This is a genomic window from Stutzerimonas stutzeri, from assembly GCF_009789555.1.
Classification (GTDB): Bacteria; Pseudomonadota; Gammaproteobacteria; order Pseudomonadales; family Pseudomonadaceae; genus Stutzerimonas; species Stutzerimonas stutzeri_R.
Genome location: NZ_CP046902.1, coordinates 482,541 through 501,882 on the forward strand (window position 1 = coordinate 482,541; position 19,342 = coordinate 501,882).

A 19,342-nucleotide genomic window follows, 5' to 3' on the forward strand; every position below is an offset into this window, starting at 1 on the left:
GACCGGATTCGTGGCGCTGTCGCGCCGCGGCCAGGCCAGGCCGGGCCATTCGTAGCCTGCCAGCCATCGGCTGCAGCCAACACCTTGCACGCGCGTCTGGGGAATAACTGGACGCCGCCAGGGTCAGAGAACACCGGCCCATTACCTACGAGACAACCATGCCCGTCGATATCCAGCGCATCGAAAAGGACCTGCTCGCCTGCTGGCGCATCCGCCACGGCAGCGCCGAAGTGATCGTTGCCGAACAAGGCGCACAGGTACTGAGCTATCGTCAGGACGATGAAACGCCCGTTATCTGGCTCAGCGAGCAAGCGGCCTTCGAGCGCGGTCAGCCGGTACGCGGGGGCGTCCCGGTGTGCTGGCCCTGGTTCGGCGATCTGTCGCGCAACCCGCAACCGATACAAGACGCTTATCAAGGCAACCAGCCCGCGCCGGCGCACGGGCTGGTGCGTCATATCGATTGGCGGGTCGAAGATGCGCGCAGCGATGCCGATAGCGCCACCCTGGAGTTCGTGTGCAACGCTGGCGATGGCCTGCCCGGTTGGCCGCACGCCGTCGAACTGCGCCTGCGGGTTCGACTCGATCAACGCCTGCATCTGGCGCTCACCAGCCGCAACCAGGGCACCGCTCCCGTCACGCTGTCCCAGGCACTGCACAGCTACTTCGCGATCAGCGATATCCGGCAGGTCGCGGTCGAAGGATTGGATGGCCTTCCCTATATCGAGACCCTCGAGGCCTGGCAGCAACGCCGGCAGCAGGGCGACCTCAGCTTCCAGGGCGAAACCGACCGCATTTACCTGGACGTGCCGCCGACCCTGTGCCTGCGTGATCCGGGGCTTGCACGCCGCATCACCCTCGAAACCCGTGGTTCTCGCTCGGCCGTGCTGTGGAATCCCTGGATCGCCAAGGCGCAGCGCCTGTCGCAGTTCGCCGACGATGCCTGGCAGCGAATGCTCTGCATCGAAACCGCTAACGTACTGGATGACCGCGTCCAACTGGAACCGGGCGACAGCCACACCCTGAGCGTCTCGATCGGCGTCGAGGCGCTGCAACCCTAGCCCGTCCGACTGCTCGTCAGGATTCAGGCGCCCTGGCGCATTGAATCTATACTGCAACGAGCATCCCTGTGCCGCCTGGGCCGTTGTCGGGCGGTAGACCGATGCAGCCTGCCGGCCAGTTGCAATGCCCTGGAGGACCACTGTCATGGATGCCACGCTGCTACAGACGGACCCTACCCAACCCGCACCGCATTCGCATCAGCCATGCCCTGATGCGCCATGAGCACTGACTACGACCTGTTGCTGGCCGGCGCGGGTCATAGCCACCTCGGCGTGCTGCGCCACTGGGCCAGTCGCGAGCGGCCGATGGGGCGGATCGGCCTGGTCTCGGCCGAACCGAACGCCTGGTACTCGGGCATGATGCCGGGCCTGATCGCCGAGCATTACCAGACCCGCCAGTGCCGCATCGCGCTACCCAAGCTCTGTGCGGCGGCCGATGTCGAGTTCATCCAGGGCACCATGGTGGCGCTGCTTCCCGAGACGCCGGAACTGCTCCTGGCGACCGGAGAGACATTGCGCAGCACCTGGCTATCGCTCAACTTGGGGTCGCTGCCCTGGCTGCCGGAACAGTCGGGCGATGGAATGGAATTGCTCTCGGTGAAACCCTTCGCTGACTTCATTCGGCGCTGGCAGCAATGGCTGGAAACCCCCGAGCCAGTGGCTGTTCTCGGCGGCGGCGCGGCAGGCGTCGAGCTGGCTCTGGCCATGGCCGGTCGGATGCCGACCATCCACTTGTTCTCTGAAGGCGAACTGCTGGCAGGCCATCCACCCCGGTTGCGTCGCCTCGCGCTGCGACATTTGCAGCGCGCCAAGGTACAGGTCCATGAACAGGTCTCGATCCAGGCGGTGCACGGCAACACCCTGATCGGCGACGGGCAGATCCGCTGGCGCGGTCGCCGTCTGGTCGTCGCGACCGGGCCCAACCCCCTGGAATGGCTTCGCGAATCGGGCCTGCGGCTGGACGCACGCGGCTTCATCGAAGTATCTCCGGCGCTGCAGAGCCGCTCGCATCCACACGTGTTTGCCAGCGGCGATTGTGCCAGCCTTCCCGGCGCCGCACGCAACGGCGTCCAGGCGGTGCGCCAGTCGACCGTACTCGCCACCAACCTTGGCCGCGCGGCCATTGGCCAGCCCCTGCGCCACTATCACCCGCCCGCGCACAGCCTCGCCCTGCTGGCCGACGGACACCGCGGCGCACTGCTGAGCTGGGCGAGTGTCGCGGCCGGTGGCCGGCTGCTGGGTCGCTGGAAGGCGTACATCGATCGCAGCTTCATGCGTCATCATGGCACCGAAGACTGATGCGCTCAGTCGAGCAGTTGCTGCAGCCGCGTTTCCAGCAAGACGGGAAAACGCTCGAACCAGATACGGTTGCGCGGTGAAGGATGCGGCAGCGGATACAGGCGGAACGTCCTCGCGGCACCCTGTTCCGTGGCAAGTTCGACGTCGACATACGCCGTGAAACGGTCTTCGCGCGCCCAGAATGCCTCGAGTCGCTGACGCACCTCGCGCGCCTGCTCGATGCCGAACCACAGAAAGGCCTCGCGACCGAGCGTGACGATGGAGCGTCCGTGCCAGTGGTCGATCAGCAGACGCCGCATGTGCCGATGGAACCGGCGCTTGACCGCCATCGACCAGGCGCGATTACCCACTGGCTTGTAAGGCACCGTGTTGATCCAGAAGAACGCCTTGCCAACAGCGCGCCCGGCCTCGAAATCCGGCATGTCCGTACCGTGCAGATGCTGATAGAGCCCCCGCCGCACCAGTTGCCCGCCGCCGCCGATGAATGGCTCGCCATGACGAACTTCCTCCCGGCCCGGATCGCGACCGAAGAAGGCGATCGGCGCATCCGCATGCCCGAGCCCCAGGATCGGCTCCAGCGGATCCTTGTCGAACGCCTCATACACCGTCACATCGATGCCTTCGGTTCCGGCTGCGAGCGCGCGAAACGCCTCGCGCTCTGCCTTGTCGAGCGGATTGTGGCCCCGTCCGGGACTAGAGGTCGCTCTCATCGACCAGGGTCACTTCGGTCGCTGACATCACGTACGCCGCATCCGCCAGATCGTTGCTGACCGGTTCGATCCGCAGCGTGCCGTCTACCCAGAGCGGCGCATAGATATCGTCCAGGGTAATGCCGCTCGGATAGCGGACCATCACGATCTGGTTCGGTGGAGGGGGCGGCACATGGATACAGGCGCCAGGATAGGGCACCAGGAAGAACTCGGTGCTGCGACCCCGGCTGTCAGTCTCCAGCGGGACCGGATAACCACCCAGGCGGATGTGCTGGCCGTTCAACGACGGTACGGTCTTGGCTGAATACATCACATCGGGCAGGCCAGCGCTCTGCTTGAGCCCGCCCTGATCGCTGAATCCACCGGCTTCCGGAGAGTCATGCCCGATCTCGGGCATCTCTTCGAGCGCCCGGCGATCTTCGGCGGGCATCAGCTCGAGCCAGTCGAGTTCTGCCGGAGCGGCATGGACAAAGGACATCCAACAGAACAGCAGGGCAAGGGTTATCTGGCGCATGGCAACCGAAGGGTGATGAGCGGGGCCGCAGGACTACGGCCCCGTGCGGATCAGTGCTTACGACTGGTGACCATGCCGTAAATCACCAGCAGAATGATCGCACCGACCACGGCGCCGATAAAGCCTGCGCCCTCTCCGGCCTGATAAAGCCCGAGCGCTTGGCCGCCGTAGGTGGCCAGCAGCGAGCCACCGATACCCAGCAATATGGTCATGATCCAACCCATGCTGTCGTTGCCGGGTTTCAGGAAGCGTGCGATGAGGCCTACGATCAGGCCGATGATGATGGTTCCGATGATGCCCATTGGCAATCTCCTCCAGGTCCGAAAACAAGCGTTACGTATTGTCGGACCTGTGCGGAGCCAGCCAGTTCGCCAATCGATACGCCAAGCTAGACGGCCTCGACGTTCAATCGCGATCGATGAGCGACTCCACGGCGGTGATCTGCCGATCCAGCGTGGCGCGATCCGGGCAGCGCAAAGTGGCATGGCCGACCTTGCGACCGGTCTTGAACGCCTTGCCGTAGTGATGCAGATGGCAATCCTCGACGGCGATGACCTTGGCAACCGGCGGCACCTCGCCGATGAAGTTGAGCATGGCGCTCTCACCCAGTTTCGCGGTCGAGCCCAGCGGCAAGCCGGTCACCGCGCGCAAATGGTTCTCGAACTGGCTGCACTCGGCGCCTTCGATGGTCCAATGACCGGAGTTGTGTACCCGCGGCGCGATTTCGTTGGCCTTGAGCCCACCGTCGACCTCGAAGAACTCGAACGCCAGCACGCCGACATAGTCCAGCTTCGCCAGCACACGTCCGGCGTAATCCTCAGCGAGCGCTTGCAGCGGATGGTTGCTGCTGGCGACTGACAACCGCAGGATGCCCTCCTCGTGCGTGTTGTGGACCAACGGATAGAAACAGGTCTGAGCGTCGCGACCGCGCACCGCGATCAACGACACCTCCCCCGAAAACGGCACGAAGCCTTCGAGGATGCAGGGCACGCTGCCCAGCTCGGCGAACGCATGGGTGACATCGGCGGGCCTGCGCAGCACCTTCTGGCCCTTGCCGTCGTAGCCCAGTGTGCGTGTCTTGAGCACTGCGGGCAGCCCGATGCTGGCTGCCGCCGCGTCGAGATCGACCTGGGACTGGATGTCGGCGAACATCGGCGTCGGAATGCCGAGTTCCTTGAACATGGACTTTTCGAACCAGCGATCGCGAGCGATGCGCAGCGCATCGGCGCTTGGGTAGACCGGCACGAACTGCGAAAGGAACGCGACGGTTTCTGCCGGCACGCTCTCGAATTCGAAGGTCACCAGGTCCACTTCATCAGCGAGTTGACGCAGGTGATCCTGATCGCCGTAGTCGGCGCGCAAATGCTCGCCCAGCGCCGCGGCACACGCATCTGGCGCCGGGTCGAGGAACGCGAAGTTCATGCCAAGCGGGGTGCCCGCCAGGGCAAGCATGCGGCCCAGCTGGCCGCCACCGATCACGCCGATTTTCATTTATGCATTCCTTGGGTCCGGATTGTCGAGCACGGTTCGAGTCTGCTCATCGCGGAAACGCTTCAGCGCAGCGTGGTATTCCGGAAATTCATGACCGACGATGCTGGCCGCCAGCAACGCGGCATTGACGGCACCCGCCTTGCCGATGGCCAGCGTGGCGACCGGCACGCCAGCCGGCATCTGCACGATCGACAGCAAGGAATCCACGCCGGACAGCATCGAAGATTGCACCGGCACGCCAAGGACTGGCAGATGGGTCTTGGCCGCGCACATGCCCGGCAGATGGGCCGCACCGCCCGCGCCAGCGATGATCACACGCAGCCCGCGCTGTTCGGCCTGTTCGGCATACTGAAACAGCAGATCGGGAGTGCGGTGCGCGGACACCACGGTGACTTCATGCGCAATGCCGAGCTTTTCCAGCATGTCCGCGGTGTGGCTCAAGGTGGACCAATCGGACTTGGAGCCCATGATCACGCCTACCAGTGCTGTCATCGTTGTGCCTCTCTTCGGCGCCTGCGGCGCATCAGGAACAACGGCCGCGCTGAGGACAGCGCGGCCGTGCAGGTACGTGGCCGGAACCGGTCCGACCGAAGGCCGCGCAGTATAGCGCAAGCCCCTCGCCAGCGGCACCGTCTGGCGACGTCCGCGACAGGCTTCGGCGTTGCAGGAACTGCGGGGTGCGCTGGTTCGCCAGCCAGGCGTTCAGCCTTGCGCCGGCAGGTCTGGGGCCTGCCCCGCCCCACTTTCGAGCTTGCGCCAGAGCAAGCGCACGGGTGCCTTGCGCAACAGCGCGCAGCGGTACAGGCGAATCTCCAGCGGCACCCGCCAATGCTCGCTACCGCAGATGACCAGTTCCCCTCGCTCCAGTTCTGCCGTCACGCTCAAGCGCGGCACCCAGGCAAGGCCCAATCGCTGCATGGCCATGCTTTTAAGGCTGTCCGCCATGGCCGTTTCGTACACTGTGGACGACCGCAGGCCACGCTGGCGCAGCAGCAGATTGACCGAGCGGCCCAGCGATGCGCCAGCGCTGTATGCCAATAGCGGCACGGTCTGGCCACTGTCCGGATCGAACAGCGGCCTGCCTGCATCGTCAACAGCGCAGACCGGCACGATTTCGGTGCGGCCCAGGGCCAGCGACGGAAACAGCTCGGGGTCCATCTGCAACGCAGCGTCAGGGTCGTAGTAGGCGAGGATCAGGTCGCAGCCCCCTTCGCGCAATGAATGCACCGCTTCACCCACGTTGGTCGCCACCAGCCGACTGTTGACCGGCACGCCATCGAGACGCAATCGGGCCAGCCATCCCGGAAAGAACCCGAGCGCCAGCGAGTGCGCAGCGGCGATCTGCAGCACCTCGCCGCGCTGGCCCTCGAGGTTGTGCAGATACTGCACGACCTCGCCAAGCTGCTCGACCATGTTACGCGCCGTGACCAGGAACAATTGCCCCGCTTCGGTCAGCTCAACCGGGGTGCGCGAGCGGTTGACCAGGGTGAGGCCCAGCGTGTTCTCAAGGCTGCGAATGCGCCGACTGAAAGCCGGCTGAGTGACGAAGCGGCGCTCTGCAGCCTGGGAAAAACTTCGTGTGGCCGCCAGGGCGACGAGGTCTTCAAGCCATTTTGTCTCGATGTTCATGCCGGCTCCTTGCAAGCCTGGTTCGCGATGGCGCGCTGCAATAACGCTTCCCGATGACGCAACGTCACACCGCCGTCATGCCGATCATGCATGACCCAGCGAATTACGGCATTGGCCCAAAATGCCTGTCAGCCCCTATGGTAGCGGCCTTCGCGGCAAATGCCGCCTTTCTCTCGGATGAGAACTCTCATGTCCTGCGCTGCATCCTACCGCCTCGAAAAAGACCTGCTCGGTGCGCTCGAAGTGCCCGCTGACGCCTACTACGGTATCCAGACGCTACGGGCCGTGAACAACTTCCGGCTGTCCGGCGTCCCGTTGGCCCACTACCCGAAACTGGTGGTGGCGCTGGCCATGGTCAAGCAGGCGGCGGCCGACGCGAACCGAGCGCTGGGGCACCTCAGCGAGACCAAGCACACCGCCATCAGCCAGGCCTGCGCGCATCTGATTCGCGGCGACTACCACGATCAGTTCGTCGTCGACATGATCCAGGGTGGCGCCGGCACCTCCACCAACATGAACGCCAATGAAGTGATCGCCAACCTGGCGCTGGAATACATGGGCCACGCCAAGGGCGACTATCGCCACTTGCACCCGAACAACGATGTGAACATGGCGCAGTCGACCAACGACGCCTACCCAACCGCCATCCGCCTCGGGCTGCTGCTGGGCCATGACACCCTGCTCGCCAGCCTCGACAGCCTGGTGCAGGCCTTCGCCGGCAAGTCTGTCGAATTCGCGCACATTCTGAAAATGGGCCGCACCCAGTTGCAGGATGCCGTGCCAATGACGCTCGGCCAGGAGTTCCGCGCCTTTGCCACCACCCTAGGGGAGGACCTTGAGCACTTGCGCCTGATCGCACCGCAGCTACTGGTCGAAGTGAACCTGGGCGGCACAGCCATCGGAACCGGCATCAACGCCGACCCGAATTATCAGGCATTGGCCGTGCAACGCCTGGCCACCATCAGCGGCCACCCGCTCAAGCCCGCCGCGGACCTGATCGAAGCCACCTCCGACATGGGCGCGTTCGTGACCTTCTCGAGCATGCTCAAGCGTCTGGCAGTGAAACTGTCGAAGATCTGCAACGACCTCCGGCTGCTCTCCAGCGGCCCTCGCACTGGCATCAACGAGATCAATCTGCCGCCTCGCCAGCCGGGCAGCTCGATCATGCCGGGCAAGGTCAATCCGGTGATTCCCGAAGCGGTCAATCAGGTTGCCTTCGAGGTGATCGGCAACGACCTGGCACTGACCATGGCCGCCGAAGCCGGACAGTTGCAGCTCAACGTCATGGAACCGCTGATCGCCTTCAAGCTGTTCGATTCGATCCGTCTGTTGCAGCGGGCCATGGACATGCTGCGCGAACACTGCATTGTCGGCATCACCGCCAACGAGGACCACTGCCGCCGCCTGATGGAAAACTCCATCGGCCTGATCACCGCGCTGAACCCCTATATAGGTTACGAGAACGCCACCCGCATCGCCGGCCAGGCGCTGCTCAGCGGGCGCGGCGTGCTTGAACTGGTGCGCGAGGAACGGTTGCTCGACGACGCCACCCTTGATGACATCCTGCGTCCGGAAAACATGATAGCGCCGCGCCTGGTGCCGCTGAAGGCCTGATCCGGGGGCTTGCAGGAACGGCCCGGCCTGGCAACAGGCCGCGCCGTTCCTCACTCGATTTCGAACAACCCGTTGCGCAGGTGTGCCGAGGCGAGCCGTTCGCGGATCTGCGGGTCGATCCGCGGATCGTCGGGACCATAAAGCATGACCTGACGGTAGGCATTGACCCGGTTGATTTCGCTGCCCAGGTATTCCCACACCACCCGGGTGCAGGCAGGCGTGCGTCGGTCTCCGCTGGAGACGCCAGTCTTGAGCCCATTGAGGCGGTTGATACGGCTCTTGAAGCTTGGAATCAGGATCGTCTGGCTCATTTCGTTGCCGGTGAGCGACTCGTAGTCGATGAGAAACAGTCGATCCTGCAAGTAAAAGGCGGCACCCAGGTAGCGGCAGCGCACCACCCAGTCTTCCCGTCCGGGATTATCGGCGCGCGACTGCTCCTGTCGCTCCTGTCGCTCGAACACGAAACTGCCTCTGTCCTCGCGCACCTGCACCAGCGACAGCAGAATCTGCCCCGGCACCGACAGGCAATTGGCGTACTCGAAGTAGTAACCGCAATAGCGCGACAGGCTGCTGGCATTGTCACGCAGCGGTTCGAAGAGCTCCAGGAGCGGATCGCCGGCAGCGATCCGCTCCTGATCGTGACGTCGCAGGCCGACCAGTTGGGTGAACTGCTCGCTCGGCAAACCCAGTTCGTAGCCCTCGACACCGAAGAAATCGCAGATACGCTTGAGGTTGTGCGCGGTCGGCCGGCTTTGGCCATTGAGGTATTTGTTGAACTGCGCCCGGTTGATACCGAGCTTGCGGCACACCTCGGCAATCGAGCGGTAATGACTGCAGAGCAGTTTCAAGTTGGCGCCGAGATGGTCGTACATGCGTATTCCAGTGATGCGAGCGACGCGAGTCTAGCATCAACTCGCGCTAGTTCGCCGCGATCCGCGCAATTGCATGACCGGGGCGTCTGGCCAACCATTCCGCCCTGCGTTTTTTTTACCGGTAAAACAACAAGAGAGACCTCTCTGCCATGCTCGATCTTCTTAACGATCTCATCTGGAGCAAGCTGCTCATCGTGATGCTGATAGGCCTTGGCCTGTTCTTCACCCTTGCCTCGCGATTCGTCCAGTTCCGCTACTTCGGCAGCATGTTCCGCATCTTCGGCGAGGCCTTCAAACGCCAGCCGGGCCAGCTCAGTTCATTCCAGGCGCTGATGCTCAGCGTCGCCGGGCGCGTCGGAGCCGGCAACATCGCCGGTGTCTCGGTCGCCATCATGCTCGGCGGGCCGGGCGCGATCTTCTGGATGTGGGTCGTGGCGCTGGTCGGCATGGCCACCAGCTACTTCGAATGCTCGCTGGCACAGCTGTACAAGCGTCGCGAAGCCGACGGCGGCTATCGCGGCGGCCCGGCGTTCTACATCGAACACGGCCTCGGCCAGCGCTGGTTGGGTATCCTGGTTTCGCTGCTGCTGCTGGTGACCTTCGGCTTCGGCTTCAACGCCGTGCAGTCCTACACGGTCGCCAGTTCCCTGAACGATACGTTCGGCGTGCCGACCTTCGTCAGCGGCATCGTGCTGATGGTGGTGATCGGCCTGATCATTTTTGGTGGCATCAAGCGTATCGCCAAGTTGGCCGACATATTGGTCCCGGTGATGGCCTTCTCCTACATCGCCATGGCCATCTTCGTCATCGGCAGCAACGCCGGCGCCATCCCGGACGCCTTCGCCACGATCTTGCGCAGCGCCTTCGGACTGGAGCCCGCATTCGCTGGCGGTATTGGCGCGGCGATCATCATGGGCGTCAAGCGCGGCCTGTTCTCCAACGAGGCCGGCCTGGGCAGTGCGCCCAACGTGGCCGCGGTAGCGGAGGTCCGGCACCCGGTGGCGCAGGGCATCGTGCAGTCGTTGAGCGTGTTCATCGACACCATCGTGCTGTGCAGCTGCACCGCGCTGATCATCATCCTGTCGGGCGTGTTCGAGCCGGGCAGCGACATGGGCGGCGTGGTGTTGACTCAGACCGCCGTCGCCGCGGTCGTCGGCGAGTGGGGCCGGGTATTCATCAGCGTGGCGCTGCTGCTCTTCGTGTTCACCACGCTGATTTACAACTACTACCTTGGCGAAAACGCACTGGGCTTCTTCACGGACAAGCGCTGGCCGGTGCAGCTCTACCGGGTCCTGGTGATCGGTCTGGTGATGTGGGGATCGGTCCAGGATCTGGGCACCGTGTTCGGATTCGCCGACGTGACCATGGGCCTGCTGGCGATCTGCAACCTGATCGCCCTGGCGCTGCTGTTCAAGGTCGGCCTGCGCCTGATGCGTGACTACGACAGCCAGCGCGAAGCGGGCGTGGAATCGCCGGTGTTCGACCCGAAGAACTTCGCCGACCTGGACCTGGACCCAAGCGTCTGGCCCGTGCGGGACGCCGGTGAAGCGCCTGCCATCGGTACGCAGACGAGCGCCCAGGCGCCCCAGCACTAGCCCCGCAAGCGCTGTATGAACAGGGAGCCAGGCGCCCTGTTCATACGCAGGAGATCCCTATGCTGGCTTCCAGAAACATCCTGGTGCTGTACACCGGCGGCACCATCGGCATGCAACAGAGCGCCGATGGCCTGATGCCCGCCTCCGGTTTCGCCAGCAGGCTGCGCGCGCAACAGCACCAGCAACCCCAGCTTGAACTGCCCGACTGGACATTGCGCGAGCTGCTGCCGCCGATCGACAGCGCCAACATGAACCCGGCCAACTGGCTGGCCATGGTCGAGGCCATTCGAGAAGGCGTCGAGCAAAACGGCTGCGATGGCGTGCTGTTGCTTCATGGCACCGATACGCTGGCCTACAGTGCGGGGGCGCTGAGCTTCCTGCTGCTCGGGCTCGAGGTGCCGGTTCTGCTCACCGGCTCCATGCTACCGGCCGGCGCACCGGGCAGCGACGCCTGGGATAACCTGTTCGGCGCGCTGCAAGCGCTTAACGCGGGCATCCAGCCGGGCGTGTACCTGTACTTCAACGGCAAGCTGATGCCCGGCGTACGGGCCAGCAAGCTGGGCACGGCGACCCTTGATGCCTTCGGTGTCTCGCCTCGTCTGCGCGAGAGCGAACGTGCAGCGAGCATCCCGCCCTCGCTCGACTATCGTAAGCCGCGCCAGCCGGTAGGCGTCGCGGTGCTGCCGTTGTATCCGGGCATCGGTGCACCGCAGCTACGCGCCGTGCTCGACAGCGGCGTGCGGGGCGTGCTGCTCGAATGCTACGGCAGCGGCACGGGCCCGGCTGACGATACCGAGTGGCTGGCGGTCTTGAAGGACGCACACGAGCGCGGCGTGGTCCTGGCGGCCATCAGCCAGTGCCCGCAAGGTCACGTCGAGTTCGGCCTCTACGCCGCCGGCAGCAAGCTGGCCGCCAGTGGATTGGTGTCGGGCGGCGGCATGACGCGCGAAGCGGCCTTGGGCAAGTTGTTCGCCCTGCTTGGCGCGGGCTTGTCGCAGGCTGAGACCGAACATTGGTTCGCCCTCGACCTTTGCGGCGAACGGGCCGACTAGCCGTCAAGGTCAGGTCGGAGCGAATTCGACACCGGCCAGACAGGCGTGGGCCTGCCGACGCAATTCGTCGAGGTCCAGTGGCTTGACCAGCCGAGCCTGGCAGGCGATGCCTGCAGCCGCCTCGCTGGCCGCGCTCAGCACGATGACCGGCAACGCCCTGGTGGCAGGGGCCTGTCGCAACAACGCCAACAGCGCCTCGCCGTTCAGTTCGGGCAGGTTGAGGTCCAGCAGCAGCAAGTGCGGCGGATCGGCAAGCACCCGTTCCAAGGCGGTCCGGCCGTTGTCGATCACCTCCACTTCTCCGAGATGGGCCAACGCCTTGCGCACCAGCAACTGGCTCGCCGGGTCGTCTTCCACATAGACGATCCGCGGTCGTCGACGGGTGGGCGGCACAGGCTGAGGTTCCGCAACCGGTAGCGCGATCCAGAAAACACTGCCCGCGCCCAGTGCGCTTTTCACGCCCATGCTGCCGCCCATCAGTTTGGCGTACTCCAGGCTCAGCGACAGGCCGATGCCGGCACCTTGAATATTCGAGTTTTCACGCCCCAACCGCTGGAAGGGCTCGAACAGCCGGGTCTGCGACGCCTCGTCGATGCCGATCCCGCTGTCTTCAACCAGCAGCCGCACCTGCCCGGCCACCGTTTCGATGGCCAAGCGTATCCGCCCGCCTGGAATGTTGTACTTGATCGCGTTGGACAGCAGGTTGAGCAGCACCTGGCGCAGTCGACGCGGCTCGGCCAGCACCTCGAGGGGGGCCGGCGGCAGCTCGAACGCCAATTGCAGGTCATGGCGCTGGACGTCGAGCGCGACCAGTTCGGTGCATTCGCGCATCAGCGCGGTGACTTCGACCCGTTCGAGTTTCAGCCGGGGCCGCTCGGCCTGCAGGCTCGACCAGTCGAGAATGTCGCCCAGCAGCTGATTCAGGTGACGGCTGGCCAGCAGGATTTCATCAAGGTAGTCAGCCGCCTCCGGATCGGCCTCGGGGGAGCAGTCCATTCGCATGAGCTGGGCGAATCCGAGGATGGCGTTCAGCGGCGTCCGCAGCTCGTGGCTGATGCTGGAGATCAGGTGAGTCTTGGCCTCGTTGGCCGCCTGGGCCTGCCGGGTGGCGTGACGAAGATCATCTTCGACCCGTTTGATCGTATCGATATCGACGTGGGTGCCAGCCAGCAGCGTGGCCTCGCCGGTTTTCCGATCACGCTCGAGTATGCGACCGCGACTCAACAACCAGTGGTACTGCCCAAGCGCGTCGGCGAAGCGATACTCGCACTCGTAGCGGGTCGCATCGCCGGACTGCACACGCGCCAGTTCGGCATGCACGCGGGGCAGGTCACGCGGATGGATGCGTTGCAGGAACTGTGCTTTGCCGACTCGCGCCGAAGGCAATCCGAAGCGTTCGGGCAGGCGTCCACGCAGGTGCAGCGTGGCGCTGCGCATGTCGTGTTCCCAGAGGCTTTCGGTCGAACTCTCGAGCACCAGTTCGAGGCGTTTCTGTGCCTGCGTCCGCTGCGCCTCGCTGCGTTCCAGCTGCGCCCCGATGGCTCGGGTGTGCTGCGCCAGATCATCCAGTTCGCGAATCCGCGACGAGGCCGACCGGGGTCGCCACCGGCCCTGGCCGATCTGCCCCATCATCCGCGAAATGCTCGCAATGGGGGCGAGCAGCGACTGGCTGAGTTGCCGTGCGCGCAGCCACATGTAGGCAAAGAACAGCAGATAGAACAGCACCAGGCCTGCGATCAGCAAATAGCCGATCTGCCGGTAGTGGCTGGCAAGCGTTGTGGTCTGGCTGAACACCTCGGCTTCGTCCACCACCGCAAGCAGACGCCAGCCGGTCTGCTCGACCGTGGCCCAGGCCACCAACTGACGCTGACCATCAAGGCTCACGCTCTTTACCCCTTCGGCCTGCGCAGCGATAGCGCTGGCCAACCGGCTGGTTTGCACGCGGCGTCCGAGCTGGAAGTCCTCAGGTTTGAAAATCTCACGCCCAATCGCTTCGGCGTAGGAATGATCGGTCAGTTCGGCAAGCCCGAACTGACGCTCGCCGGCCTTGGGCAGCGCCATGATGTTGAGGTCGCGACTGATCAGCATGGCATACCCTTTCCAGGGCACCCGCAAGCTGGCGATCCGTTGCAGGATGCCACTGACGGTGACGTCGATGCCGCAGACGCCCTCCAGGAAATCGCCGCGATACACCGGCGCGATGGCGGACATCATCCAGCCGTTCCCCGCGGGATCGAGATAGACATCGGTCCAGACGACCCGGCGCGCCGGGTTTTGCCAGGAGCTGGCCAGGTAGTAGAAATTGAAGCTGGGGATGTCCACGTCCGGCGGGTACTGCGCCGCCGTGTCGAACCACGGGTAGATGTGGTTGTAGCTGTCCCAGCTGTTGAAATAGAGGCTGGCGATCAGCGGGTTGCCCGCATGCAGGTCCATCATCAGCGGATCGAGACGGCGCAAGCGCGCCACCTTTTGCAGGTCCTGCTGCTCGGGCGCGGTGGCCGCGGAATAGAAGCTCGCCGCGCCGCCCTCATCGAGCGGGCTGTAGCGCACCCCATCCTCGCGCAGCATCAGCTCGACAGGCGGCTCGGGACGGTCATCCTTCAACGCACGAGCGGTAAAATTGCGAAACAGGGTCGTGGCGCTCGCCACCTGTTCCAACTGCTGGCTGATGATTCGAGACTCGCGGTCGACCCCGGCTTGCAGTTCGGAAAGCGCCGTCTCGCGCAGATGCTCGATCTGCGCGTCGCGAATGGCATTGTTGGTCAACAGATAAGCCGCGATCAGCACGACCTCGACCAGCACCAGCGGTATCAGCGCGCTGCGGACGAAGGCGCGCCAGATCCATTGGCGTATCCCGGTAGGGTTTTTCGATGACACTACGCTGCTCCAGCGATCCGACTCGCGCGCCTGCCCGGCCAAGGCGGCCGTGGCATCATCGCCACCGGTTCGCCTTCCCTGTGATAACCGATAGCGATACCGAAGCGGCTCAGCGGTTCGCCAGTTCGATCAGCCCGTCACGCCACGCCACACCCTGCGGTAATGCCAGGAAGGACGGGTTGAGATAGTGTTCCCGCGCCTCGTAGGTCAGCGTGGCACCGCCGGTATCCAGCACTTCGCCGCCCGCGCCCTCGAGCACGCCCTGGGCGGCAGCGGTGTCCCACTGCGAAGTCGGCGCCAGCCGCGGGTAGCAGTCGGCGGCGCCCTCGGCCAGCAGACAGAATTTCAGCGAGCTGCCGACGCTGGCCAGGTCCAACCCGCCGAAGCGCTGGTGCAAGCCTTCGAGCAGACGTTCCTGCGCCGGGCTCGAATGGCGGCGACTGGCGACCACCGTGAACGCCTCGGCCGGTTCGCGGCGCACCTGCAACGGTTGCGCCGCGCCATCGGCTTCGGCGCGCCAGGCCCCGAAGCCGGCGCCGCCGTAATAGCAGCGACCATTGGCCGGTATGCCGACCACACCGAACAGCACCCGCCCTTGCTCGATCAGCGCGACATTGACGGTGAACTCTTCGCTGCCGGCAATGAACTCCTGGGTGCCGTCCAGCGGGTCGACCAGCCACCAGCGCGTCCAGCCCGCGCGTTCGGCCAGGCTCAGGTTGCAATCTTCCTCCGACAGCACCGGGATATCCGGGTCCAGCGCGCGCAAGCCGTCGGCAAGCAGATGATGGGCGGCCATGTCAGCGGCAGTCACCGGCGAGGCGTCCGCCTTCTCATGCACCTGCACATCGTTGCGCCAATACGGCAGGATCGCCTGGCCGGCGTCGCGGACCAGGTCGATGACCCTGGCCAAATAAGGATGGCTCATCGGTCGAACTCCCCTCGCTCGCTCAGCAGGTCCCGGGCCAGGTAAAGCGCCGCCAAGGCGCGTCCTTCGGTGAATTGCGGATTCTGGATCAGGCTCGACAGCTCGCGCAGATCGATCCGGTCGACGCGCATCGGCTCCGGCTCGTCGCCAGGTAACTGTTCGGCGAAGAGGTCGCGGGCCAGCACGACCTGGATCTTCTGGCTCATGTAACCGGGCGAGAGGGACAGTTCGGTGAGCAACTCCAGGCGACGCGCGCCGAAGCCGGCCTCTTCTTTCAGCTCACGGTTGGCGGCATCGAGTACATCTTCACCCGGTTCGATCAAGCCCTTGGGCAACGACAGCTCATAGGTATCGGTGCCACCGCAGTACTCCTCGACCAGCAGCGCCCGCCCGTCGGCATCCAGCGCGACGATCATCACCGCGCCATAGCCGGTGCCTTGCCCCACCAACCGTTCGTAGGTGCGTTCGACACCGTTGGAAAACCGCAGCTGCAGCTGCTCGACACGGAACAGACGGCTGGTGGCAACGATCTCACGGGCAAGCACGGTAGGTTTCTGGCGCATGGGGATATCCTTGAAACGCGAGTCGCAATCATAACCCGCCTTTTCGCCATCGCCGTGAACGCTTTGCATCGAACCGACCGCTGTCGCACCATTGCGCCCATTGCACACGAAGAGCCCGTCATGATCGATTCATTGCCCTGGTCCGAGATCGAAACCGTCCTGCTGGACATGGACGGTACCCTGCTGGATCTGCACTTCGACAACCATTTCTGGCTCGAACTCCTGCCCCAGCGTTACGCCGCACTGCACGGCATCAGCCGGGCCATGGCCGAACTGGAGCTGGCCCCGCTGTTCAATGAACACGAAGGCCGGCTCACCTGGTACTGCCTGGATTTCTGGACGCGGGAGCTGAGCCTGCCGATCCGTGAAATGAAGCGTGAAGTGGCTGACCTGATCGCCCTGCGCCCGGCGGCGGACGAGTTCCTCGCGGCGCTGCGTGACGCCGGCAAGCGAGTGGTCCTGATCACCAACGCCCATCGCGATTCGTTGTCGTTGAAGCTTGAGCGCGTCGAGCTGGCGCCTTGGTTCGATCGTCTGATCAGCTCGCATGACTACGGCTTTCCCAAGGAGCAGCCGCAGTTCTGGCATGCGCTCAAAGCGGATCTGGATTTCAACCCGGCCCGCTCGCTGTTCATCGACGACAGCCTGCCGGTATTGCGTAGCGCCCGGGATTACGGCATTGCGCATCTGCTGGCGATCAGCGAACCGGACAGCCGTCGAGGACAAAAAAATACTGAAGAATTCGCTGCCGTCGGCGATTACCTGGAGCTGATTCGCAGCCTGCAGGGCTATCCCGCCTGATGCCGAGACCACGCCGGATTTAACACGAGGGTCAGCGGTCCCTATAGGCAGGAGCCAGGCAACACGGCTTCGAGCGACAAGACTAACCTGGCCCAGCCCTGCTGCGCCGGTCCAGGCAAACGGTGCCGCACACGCGATGATTGCCCAACGGCCCATCGCGCTTCGATGGATGATTTATGGCAATAGAGACTGGGCCCTGGGCGGCCGGTACCCATGAAATGAGCAGGCGCATCCGCAGCCATGATTGGAGCGCAACGCCACTGGGCCCGTTCGAGCAGTGGCCCGCGGCGCTGCGAATCCTGCTCGGCACGCTGCTCGAGGTACCGCTGCCCATGTGCATTCTCTGGAGCAAGGCCGGCTTTCAGCTCTATAACGACGCCCATGCGGCGTTGATCGGCCGTCGCCACCCTGCCGCCCTGGGTGCGCCGGTCGCCGACACCTGGGGCGATGTCTGGCCCGAGCTGATCGCCGCGCGCGAGAGCGGTGAGCGCGACCAGTCCTGCCTGCTGCGCAACCACCGCCTCAGCGAAGATGGGACCTCCGACGGGCCGGCCGCCTGGTTTGACCTGGCCCTCAGTCCGATCCGCGACGGCGAAGTGATTGGCGGGCAGCTGTTGTGCCTGCGCCACAGCGAGGAAGAAGCGCTACGCCGCAGTGAAGCGGAGATCCGCATGATCACCGACGCCCTGCCTGTGCTCATTGGCTACGTCGACCGTGAGGAGCGGTATCGCTTCAACAACCGTCACTATGAAACCTGGTTCGGCCAGACGCCCGACGTCCTGTTTGGCAAGCATTTGCGGGAGGTGCTCGGCGAATCCGCCTACAACGAGCGCCGCGCGCAGATCGACGCCGCCCTGGCCGGCCAGGAAGCGATCTTCGAAGCCTCCATGCCTCATCGGGACGGCACGTTGCGCCACGCCTGGATGCATTACCTGCCGCGTCGCGACGCCGATGGTCAAGTACAGGGCTTCTTTGTCCTGGCCCAGGACGTCACCGAGCGCTGGCGCGCCGAACAGGCGCTGCGCGAACTCAACGAGACGCTGGAAAGCCGCGTGCAGGAGCGCACCGAGGCACTGGCCGAAGTCTATGAGCGGCTGGTCACGGAAATGGCCAGCCGTGAGCAGGCACAGGAAGCCCTGCGTCAGGCGCAAAAGATGGAAGCGGTCGGCCAGCTCACGGGCGGCATCGCCCACGATTTCAACAACATGCTCACCGGCATCATCGGCGGCCTCGACCTGGTCCAGCGTTACAATCAGTCTGGTCGCCATCACGAAACCCAGCGCTTCATCGACGCCGCAACGAGTTCGGCCAACCGAGCCGCCGCACTGACCCATCGGTTGCTGGCCTTCGCCCGCCGCCAGCCACTGAATCTCAAGCGGGTCGACCTCAATGCCCTGGTGGAATCGATGCGCGACCTGATGGTGCGAACCCTGGGCAGCCATATCCTGATTGACGCCGTGCTGGCACCCGACCTGTGGGCGGCCAACAGCGACGAAAACCAGCTGGAAAGCGCCTTGCTCAACCTGGTGATCAACGCACGCGATGCCATGCCAGACGGCGGCAGCCTGTACATCGCCACCGCCAATGTGCAATTGCAGCGCCACGCCGAGGTCGGCGAGCTGCCGCCAGGGCGTTACGTCAGCCTCAGCGTAATCGACAGCGGCTGCGGCATGACGCCCAAGGTGCTCGCCGCCGCCTTCGAGCCCTTCTTCACCACCAAGCCCATCGGCCAGGGCACCGGTCTCGGCCTATCGATGATCTACGGTTTTGCCCGCCAGGCCGGGGGCCACGTACAGATCCGCAGCGAACCCGGCAATGGCACCGAGGTCACGCTCTACCTGCCCGCGTATCACGGGCCGGCATCGCCTGCGGCACGCTTCGAACCGTCGGAACAGGCGCCGCAGGCGGTACAGGGCGAAACCGTGCTGGTGGTCGAGGATGATCCCGCCGTGCGGCTACTGGTGCTGGACGTGCTGGGGATGCTTGGCTATCGCGCCCTGGACGCCGCCGAGGGCAATGCGGCCGTGCAGATTCTCGAAAGCGGCGAGCGCATCGACCTGCTCATTTCAGACGTGGGTCTGCCCGGCATGAACGGTCGCCAGCTGGCCGATATCGCTCGCCAGCAGCGTCCCGGACTGAGCGTGCTGTTCATGACCGGTTACGCCGAACAAGCCGCCAGCAGCGGCTTTCTGGATGCCGGGATGGACATGATCAGCAAGCCGTTCTCGATCGACGACCTGGCCACACGGGTGCGCGATATGCTGGCACGCGAGCCGTAGCAAAGGGGAGGACAGGTGGACGCAACGCACATTGAAAAAACATCCGCGACCGTTCACAGTCGG

General features: G+C 64.5%; 17 protein-coding genes. 7 read left to right on the plus strand and 10 right to left on the minus strand.

Annotation, left to right across the window (positions count from 1 at the left end):
- Positions 1–158 precede the first annotated feature (158 nt).
- Both GQA94_RS02185 and GQA94_RS02190 read left to right on the plus strand, forming a co-directional pair.
- The gene (locus tag GQA94_RS02185) at positions 159–1,058 is read left to right on the plus strand and encodes a D-hexose-6-phosphate mutarotase (RefSeq protein ID WP_158186528.1); all 900 of its coding nucleotides are present in this window, start codon (positions 159–161) and stop codon (positions 1,056–1,058) included.
- A gap of 219 nt (positions 1,059–1,277) precedes the next feature.
- Positions 1,278–2,357, plus strand: a complete 1,080-nt coding sequence (locus tag GQA94_RS02190; RefSeq protein ID WP_158186529.1) for an FAD-dependent oxidoreductase — start codon at positions 1,278–1,280, stop codon at positions 2,355–2,357.
- 5 nt (positions 2,358–2,362) lie between these two features.
- On the opposite strand, the gene GQA94_RS02195 is transcribed toward GQA94_RS02190, so the two are convergent.
- The 6 genes from GQA94_RS02195 to GQA94_RS02220 form a co-directional block, all read right to left on the minus strand.
- Complete coding sequence (locus GQA94_RS02195; protein WP_158186530.1) at positions 2,363–3,067, minus strand: uracil-DNA glycosylase family protein; 705 nt, start codon at positions 3,065–3,067, stop codon at positions 2,363–2,365.
- Complete coding sequence (locus tag GQA94_RS02200; protein WP_158186531.1) at positions 3,051–3,581, minus strand: DUF3299 domain-containing protein; 531 nt, start codon at positions 3,579–3,581, stop codon at positions 3,051–3,053. The genes GQA94_RS02195 and GQA94_RS02200 overlap by 17 nt, the downstream gene beginning before the upstream one ends.
- Positions 3,582–3,631: 50 nt before the next feature.
- Positions 3,632–3,883, minus strand: a complete 252-nt coding sequence (locus GQA94_RS02205) for a GlsB/YeaQ/YmgE family stress response membrane protein (protein ID WP_138406381.1) — start codon at positions 3,881–3,883, stop codon at positions 3,632–3,634.
- A 103-nt stretch (positions 3,884–3,986) separates the two neighbouring features.
- Complete coding sequence (locus tag GQA94_RS02210) at positions 3,987–5,072, minus strand: 5-(carboxyamino)imidazole ribonucleotide synthase (protein ID WP_158186532.1); 1,086 nt, start codon at positions 5,070–5,072, stop codon at positions 3,987–3,989.
- Complete coding sequence (purE, locus tag GQA94_RS02215; protein ID WP_158186533.1) at positions 5,073–5,564, minus strand: 5-(carboxyamino)imidazole ribonucleotide mutase; 492 nt, start codon at positions 5,562–5,564, stop codon at positions 5,073–5,075. It abuts the gene before it with no gap.
- Between the two features lie 210 nt (positions 5,565–5,774).
- Positions 5,775–6,701 carry a LysR substrate-binding domain-containing protein gene (locus GQA94_RS02220; RefSeq protein WP_158186534.1) on the minus strand — a complete coding sequence of 309 codons (927 nt, stop codon included), beginning with the start codon at positions 6,699–6,701 and terminating at the stop codon, positions 5,775–5,777.
- A 189-nt stretch (positions 6,702–6,890) separates the two neighbouring features.
- Here GQA94_RS02220 and GQA94_RS02225 point away from each other — a divergent pair, with 189 nt between their 5' ends.
- On the plus strand, positions 6,891–8,315 hold the full coding sequence (locus tag GQA94_RS02225; protein ID WP_158186535.1) for an aspartate ammonia-lyase: 1,425 nt from the start codon (positions 6,891–6,893) through the stop codon (positions 8,313–8,315).
- 50 nt (positions 8,316–8,365) lie between these two features.
- Here the strand turns inward: GQA94_RS02225 and GQA94_RS02230 are convergent, their stop codons facing one another.
- On the minus strand, positions 8,366–9,187 hold the full coding sequence (locus GQA94_RS02230) for a helix-turn-helix domain-containing protein (protein WP_158186536.1): 822 nt from the start codon (positions 9,185–9,187) through the stop codon (positions 8,366–8,368).
- 149 nt (positions 9,188–9,336) lie between these two features.
- Here GQA94_RS02230 and GQA94_RS02235 point away from each other — a divergent pair, with 149 nt between their 5' ends.
- Positions 9,337–10,782 carry an alanine/glycine:cation symporter family protein gene (locus GQA94_RS02235; RefSeq protein WP_158186537.1) on the plus strand — a complete coding sequence of 482 codons (1,446 nt, stop codon included), beginning with the start codon at positions 9,337–9,339 and terminating at the stop codon, positions 10,780–10,782.
- A 59-nt stretch (positions 10,783–10,841) separates the two neighbouring features.
- A complete protein-coding gene (locus tag GQA94_RS02240; protein WP_158186538.1) occupies positions 10,842–11,834 on the plus strand; it encodes an asparaginase in 993 nt (330 codons plus the stop codon).
- 9 nt (positions 11,835–11,843) lie between these two features.
- Here GQA94_RS02240 and GQA94_RS02245 read toward each other — a convergent pair whose 3' ends face one another.
- From GQA94_RS02245 to nudE, 3 genes are all read right to left on the minus strand, one after another.
- Complete coding sequence (locus tag GQA94_RS02245; protein ID WP_158186539.1) at positions 11,844–14,711, minus strand: ATP-binding protein; 2,868 nt, start codon at positions 14,709–14,711, stop codon at positions 11,844–11,846.
- A 109-nt stretch (positions 14,712–14,820) separates the two neighbouring features.
- Entirely contained in the window at positions 14,821–15,636 is an 816-nt protein-coding gene (cysQ, locus tag GQA94_RS02250; protein ID WP_158186540.1) for a 3'(2'),5'-bisphosphate nucleotidase CysQ, read from the minus strand.
- Positions 15,633–16,199 (minus strand): ADP compounds hydrolase NudE, encoded by a 567-nt coding sequence (gene nudE / locus GQA94_RS02255; protein ID WP_158186541.1) that lies wholly within the window; start codon positions 16,197–16,199, stop codon positions 15,633–15,635. The genes cysQ and nudE overlap by 4 nt, the downstream gene beginning before the upstream one ends.
- A gap of 120 nt (positions 16,200–16,319) precedes the next feature.
- Between nudE and yrfG the strand changes: the two genes are divergently transcribed.
- Complete coding sequence (gene yrfG, locus GQA94_RS02260) at positions 16,320–17,000, plus strand: GMP/IMP nucleotidase (protein WP_158186542.1); 681 nt, start codon at positions 16,320–16,322, stop codon at positions 16,998–17,000.
- 176 nt (positions 17,001–17,176) lie between these two features.
- On the plus strand, positions 17,177–19,279 hold the full coding sequence (locus GQA94_RS02265; protein ID WP_158186543.1) for a PAS domain-containing protein: 2,103 nt from the start codon (positions 17,177–17,179) through the stop codon (positions 19,277–19,279).
- Positions 19,280–19,342: the final 63 nt, after the last annotated feature.

Excerpts from the sequence above, each read along its gene's own strand:
- GQA94_RS02185 (WP_158186528.1), top strand. The coding sequence starts at position 159 with ATGCCCGTCGATATCCAGCGCATCGAAAAGGACCTGCTCGCCTGCTGG.
- GQA94_RS02190 (WP_158186529.1), top strand. The coding sequence starts at position 1,278 with ATGAGCACTGACTACGACCTGTTGCTGGCCGGCGCGGGTCATAGCCAC.
- GQA94_RS02195 (WP_158186530.1), bottom strand. The coding sequence starts at position 3,067 with ATGAGAGCGACCTCTAGTCCCGGACGGGGCCACAATCCGCTCGACAAG.
- GQA94_RS02200 (WP_158186531.1), bottom strand. The coding sequence starts at position 3,581 with ATGCGCCAGATAACCCTTGCCCTGCTGTTCTGTTGGATGTCCTTTGTC.
- GQA94_RS02205 (WP_138406381.1), bottom strand. The coding sequence starts at position 3,883 with ATGGGCATCATCGGAACCATCATCATCGGCCTGATCGTAGGCCTCATC.
- GQA94_RS02210 (WP_158186532.1), bottom strand. The coding sequence starts at position 5,072 with ATGAAAATCGGCGTGATCGGTGGCGGCCAGCTGGGCCGCATGCTTGCC.
- purE (WP_158186533.1), bottom strand. The coding sequence starts at position 5,564 with ATGACAGCACTGGTAGGCGTGATCATGGGCTCCAAGTCCGATTGGTCC.
- GQA94_RS02220 (WP_158186534.1), bottom strand. The coding sequence starts at position 6,701 with ATGAACATCGAGACAAAATGGCTTGAAGACCTCGTCGCCCTGGCGGCC.
- GQA94_RS02225 (WP_158186535.1), top strand. The coding sequence starts at position 6,891 with ATGTCCTGCGCTGCATCCTACCGCCTCGAAAAAGACCTGCTCGGTGCG.
- GQA94_RS02230 (WP_158186536.1), bottom strand. The coding sequence starts at position 9,187 with ATGTACGACCATCTCGGCGCCAACTTGAAACTGCTCTGCAGTCATTAC.
- GQA94_RS02235 (WP_158186537.1), top strand. The coding sequence starts at position 9,337 with ATGCTCGATCTTCTTAACGATCTCATCTGGAGCAAGCTGCTCATCGTG.
- GQA94_RS02240 (WP_158186538.1), top strand. The coding sequence starts at position 10,842 with ATGCTGGCTTCCAGAAACATCCTGGTGCTGTACACCGGCGGCACCATC.
- cysQ (WP_158186540.1), bottom strand. The coding sequence starts at position 15,636 with ATGAGCCATCCTTATTTGGCCAGGGTCATCGACCTGGTCCGCGACGCC.
- nudE (WP_158186541.1), bottom strand. The coding sequence starts at position 16,199 with ATGCGCCAGAAACCTACCGTGCTTGCCCGTGAGATCGTTGCCACCAGC.
- yrfG (WP_158186542.1), top strand. The coding sequence starts at position 16,320 with ATGATCGATTCATTGCCCTGGTCCGAGATCGAAACCGTCCTGCTGGAC.
- GQA94_RS02265 (WP_158186543.1), top strand. The coding sequence starts at position 17,177 with ATGGCAATAGAGACTGGGCCCTGGGCGGCCGGTACCCATGAAATGAGC.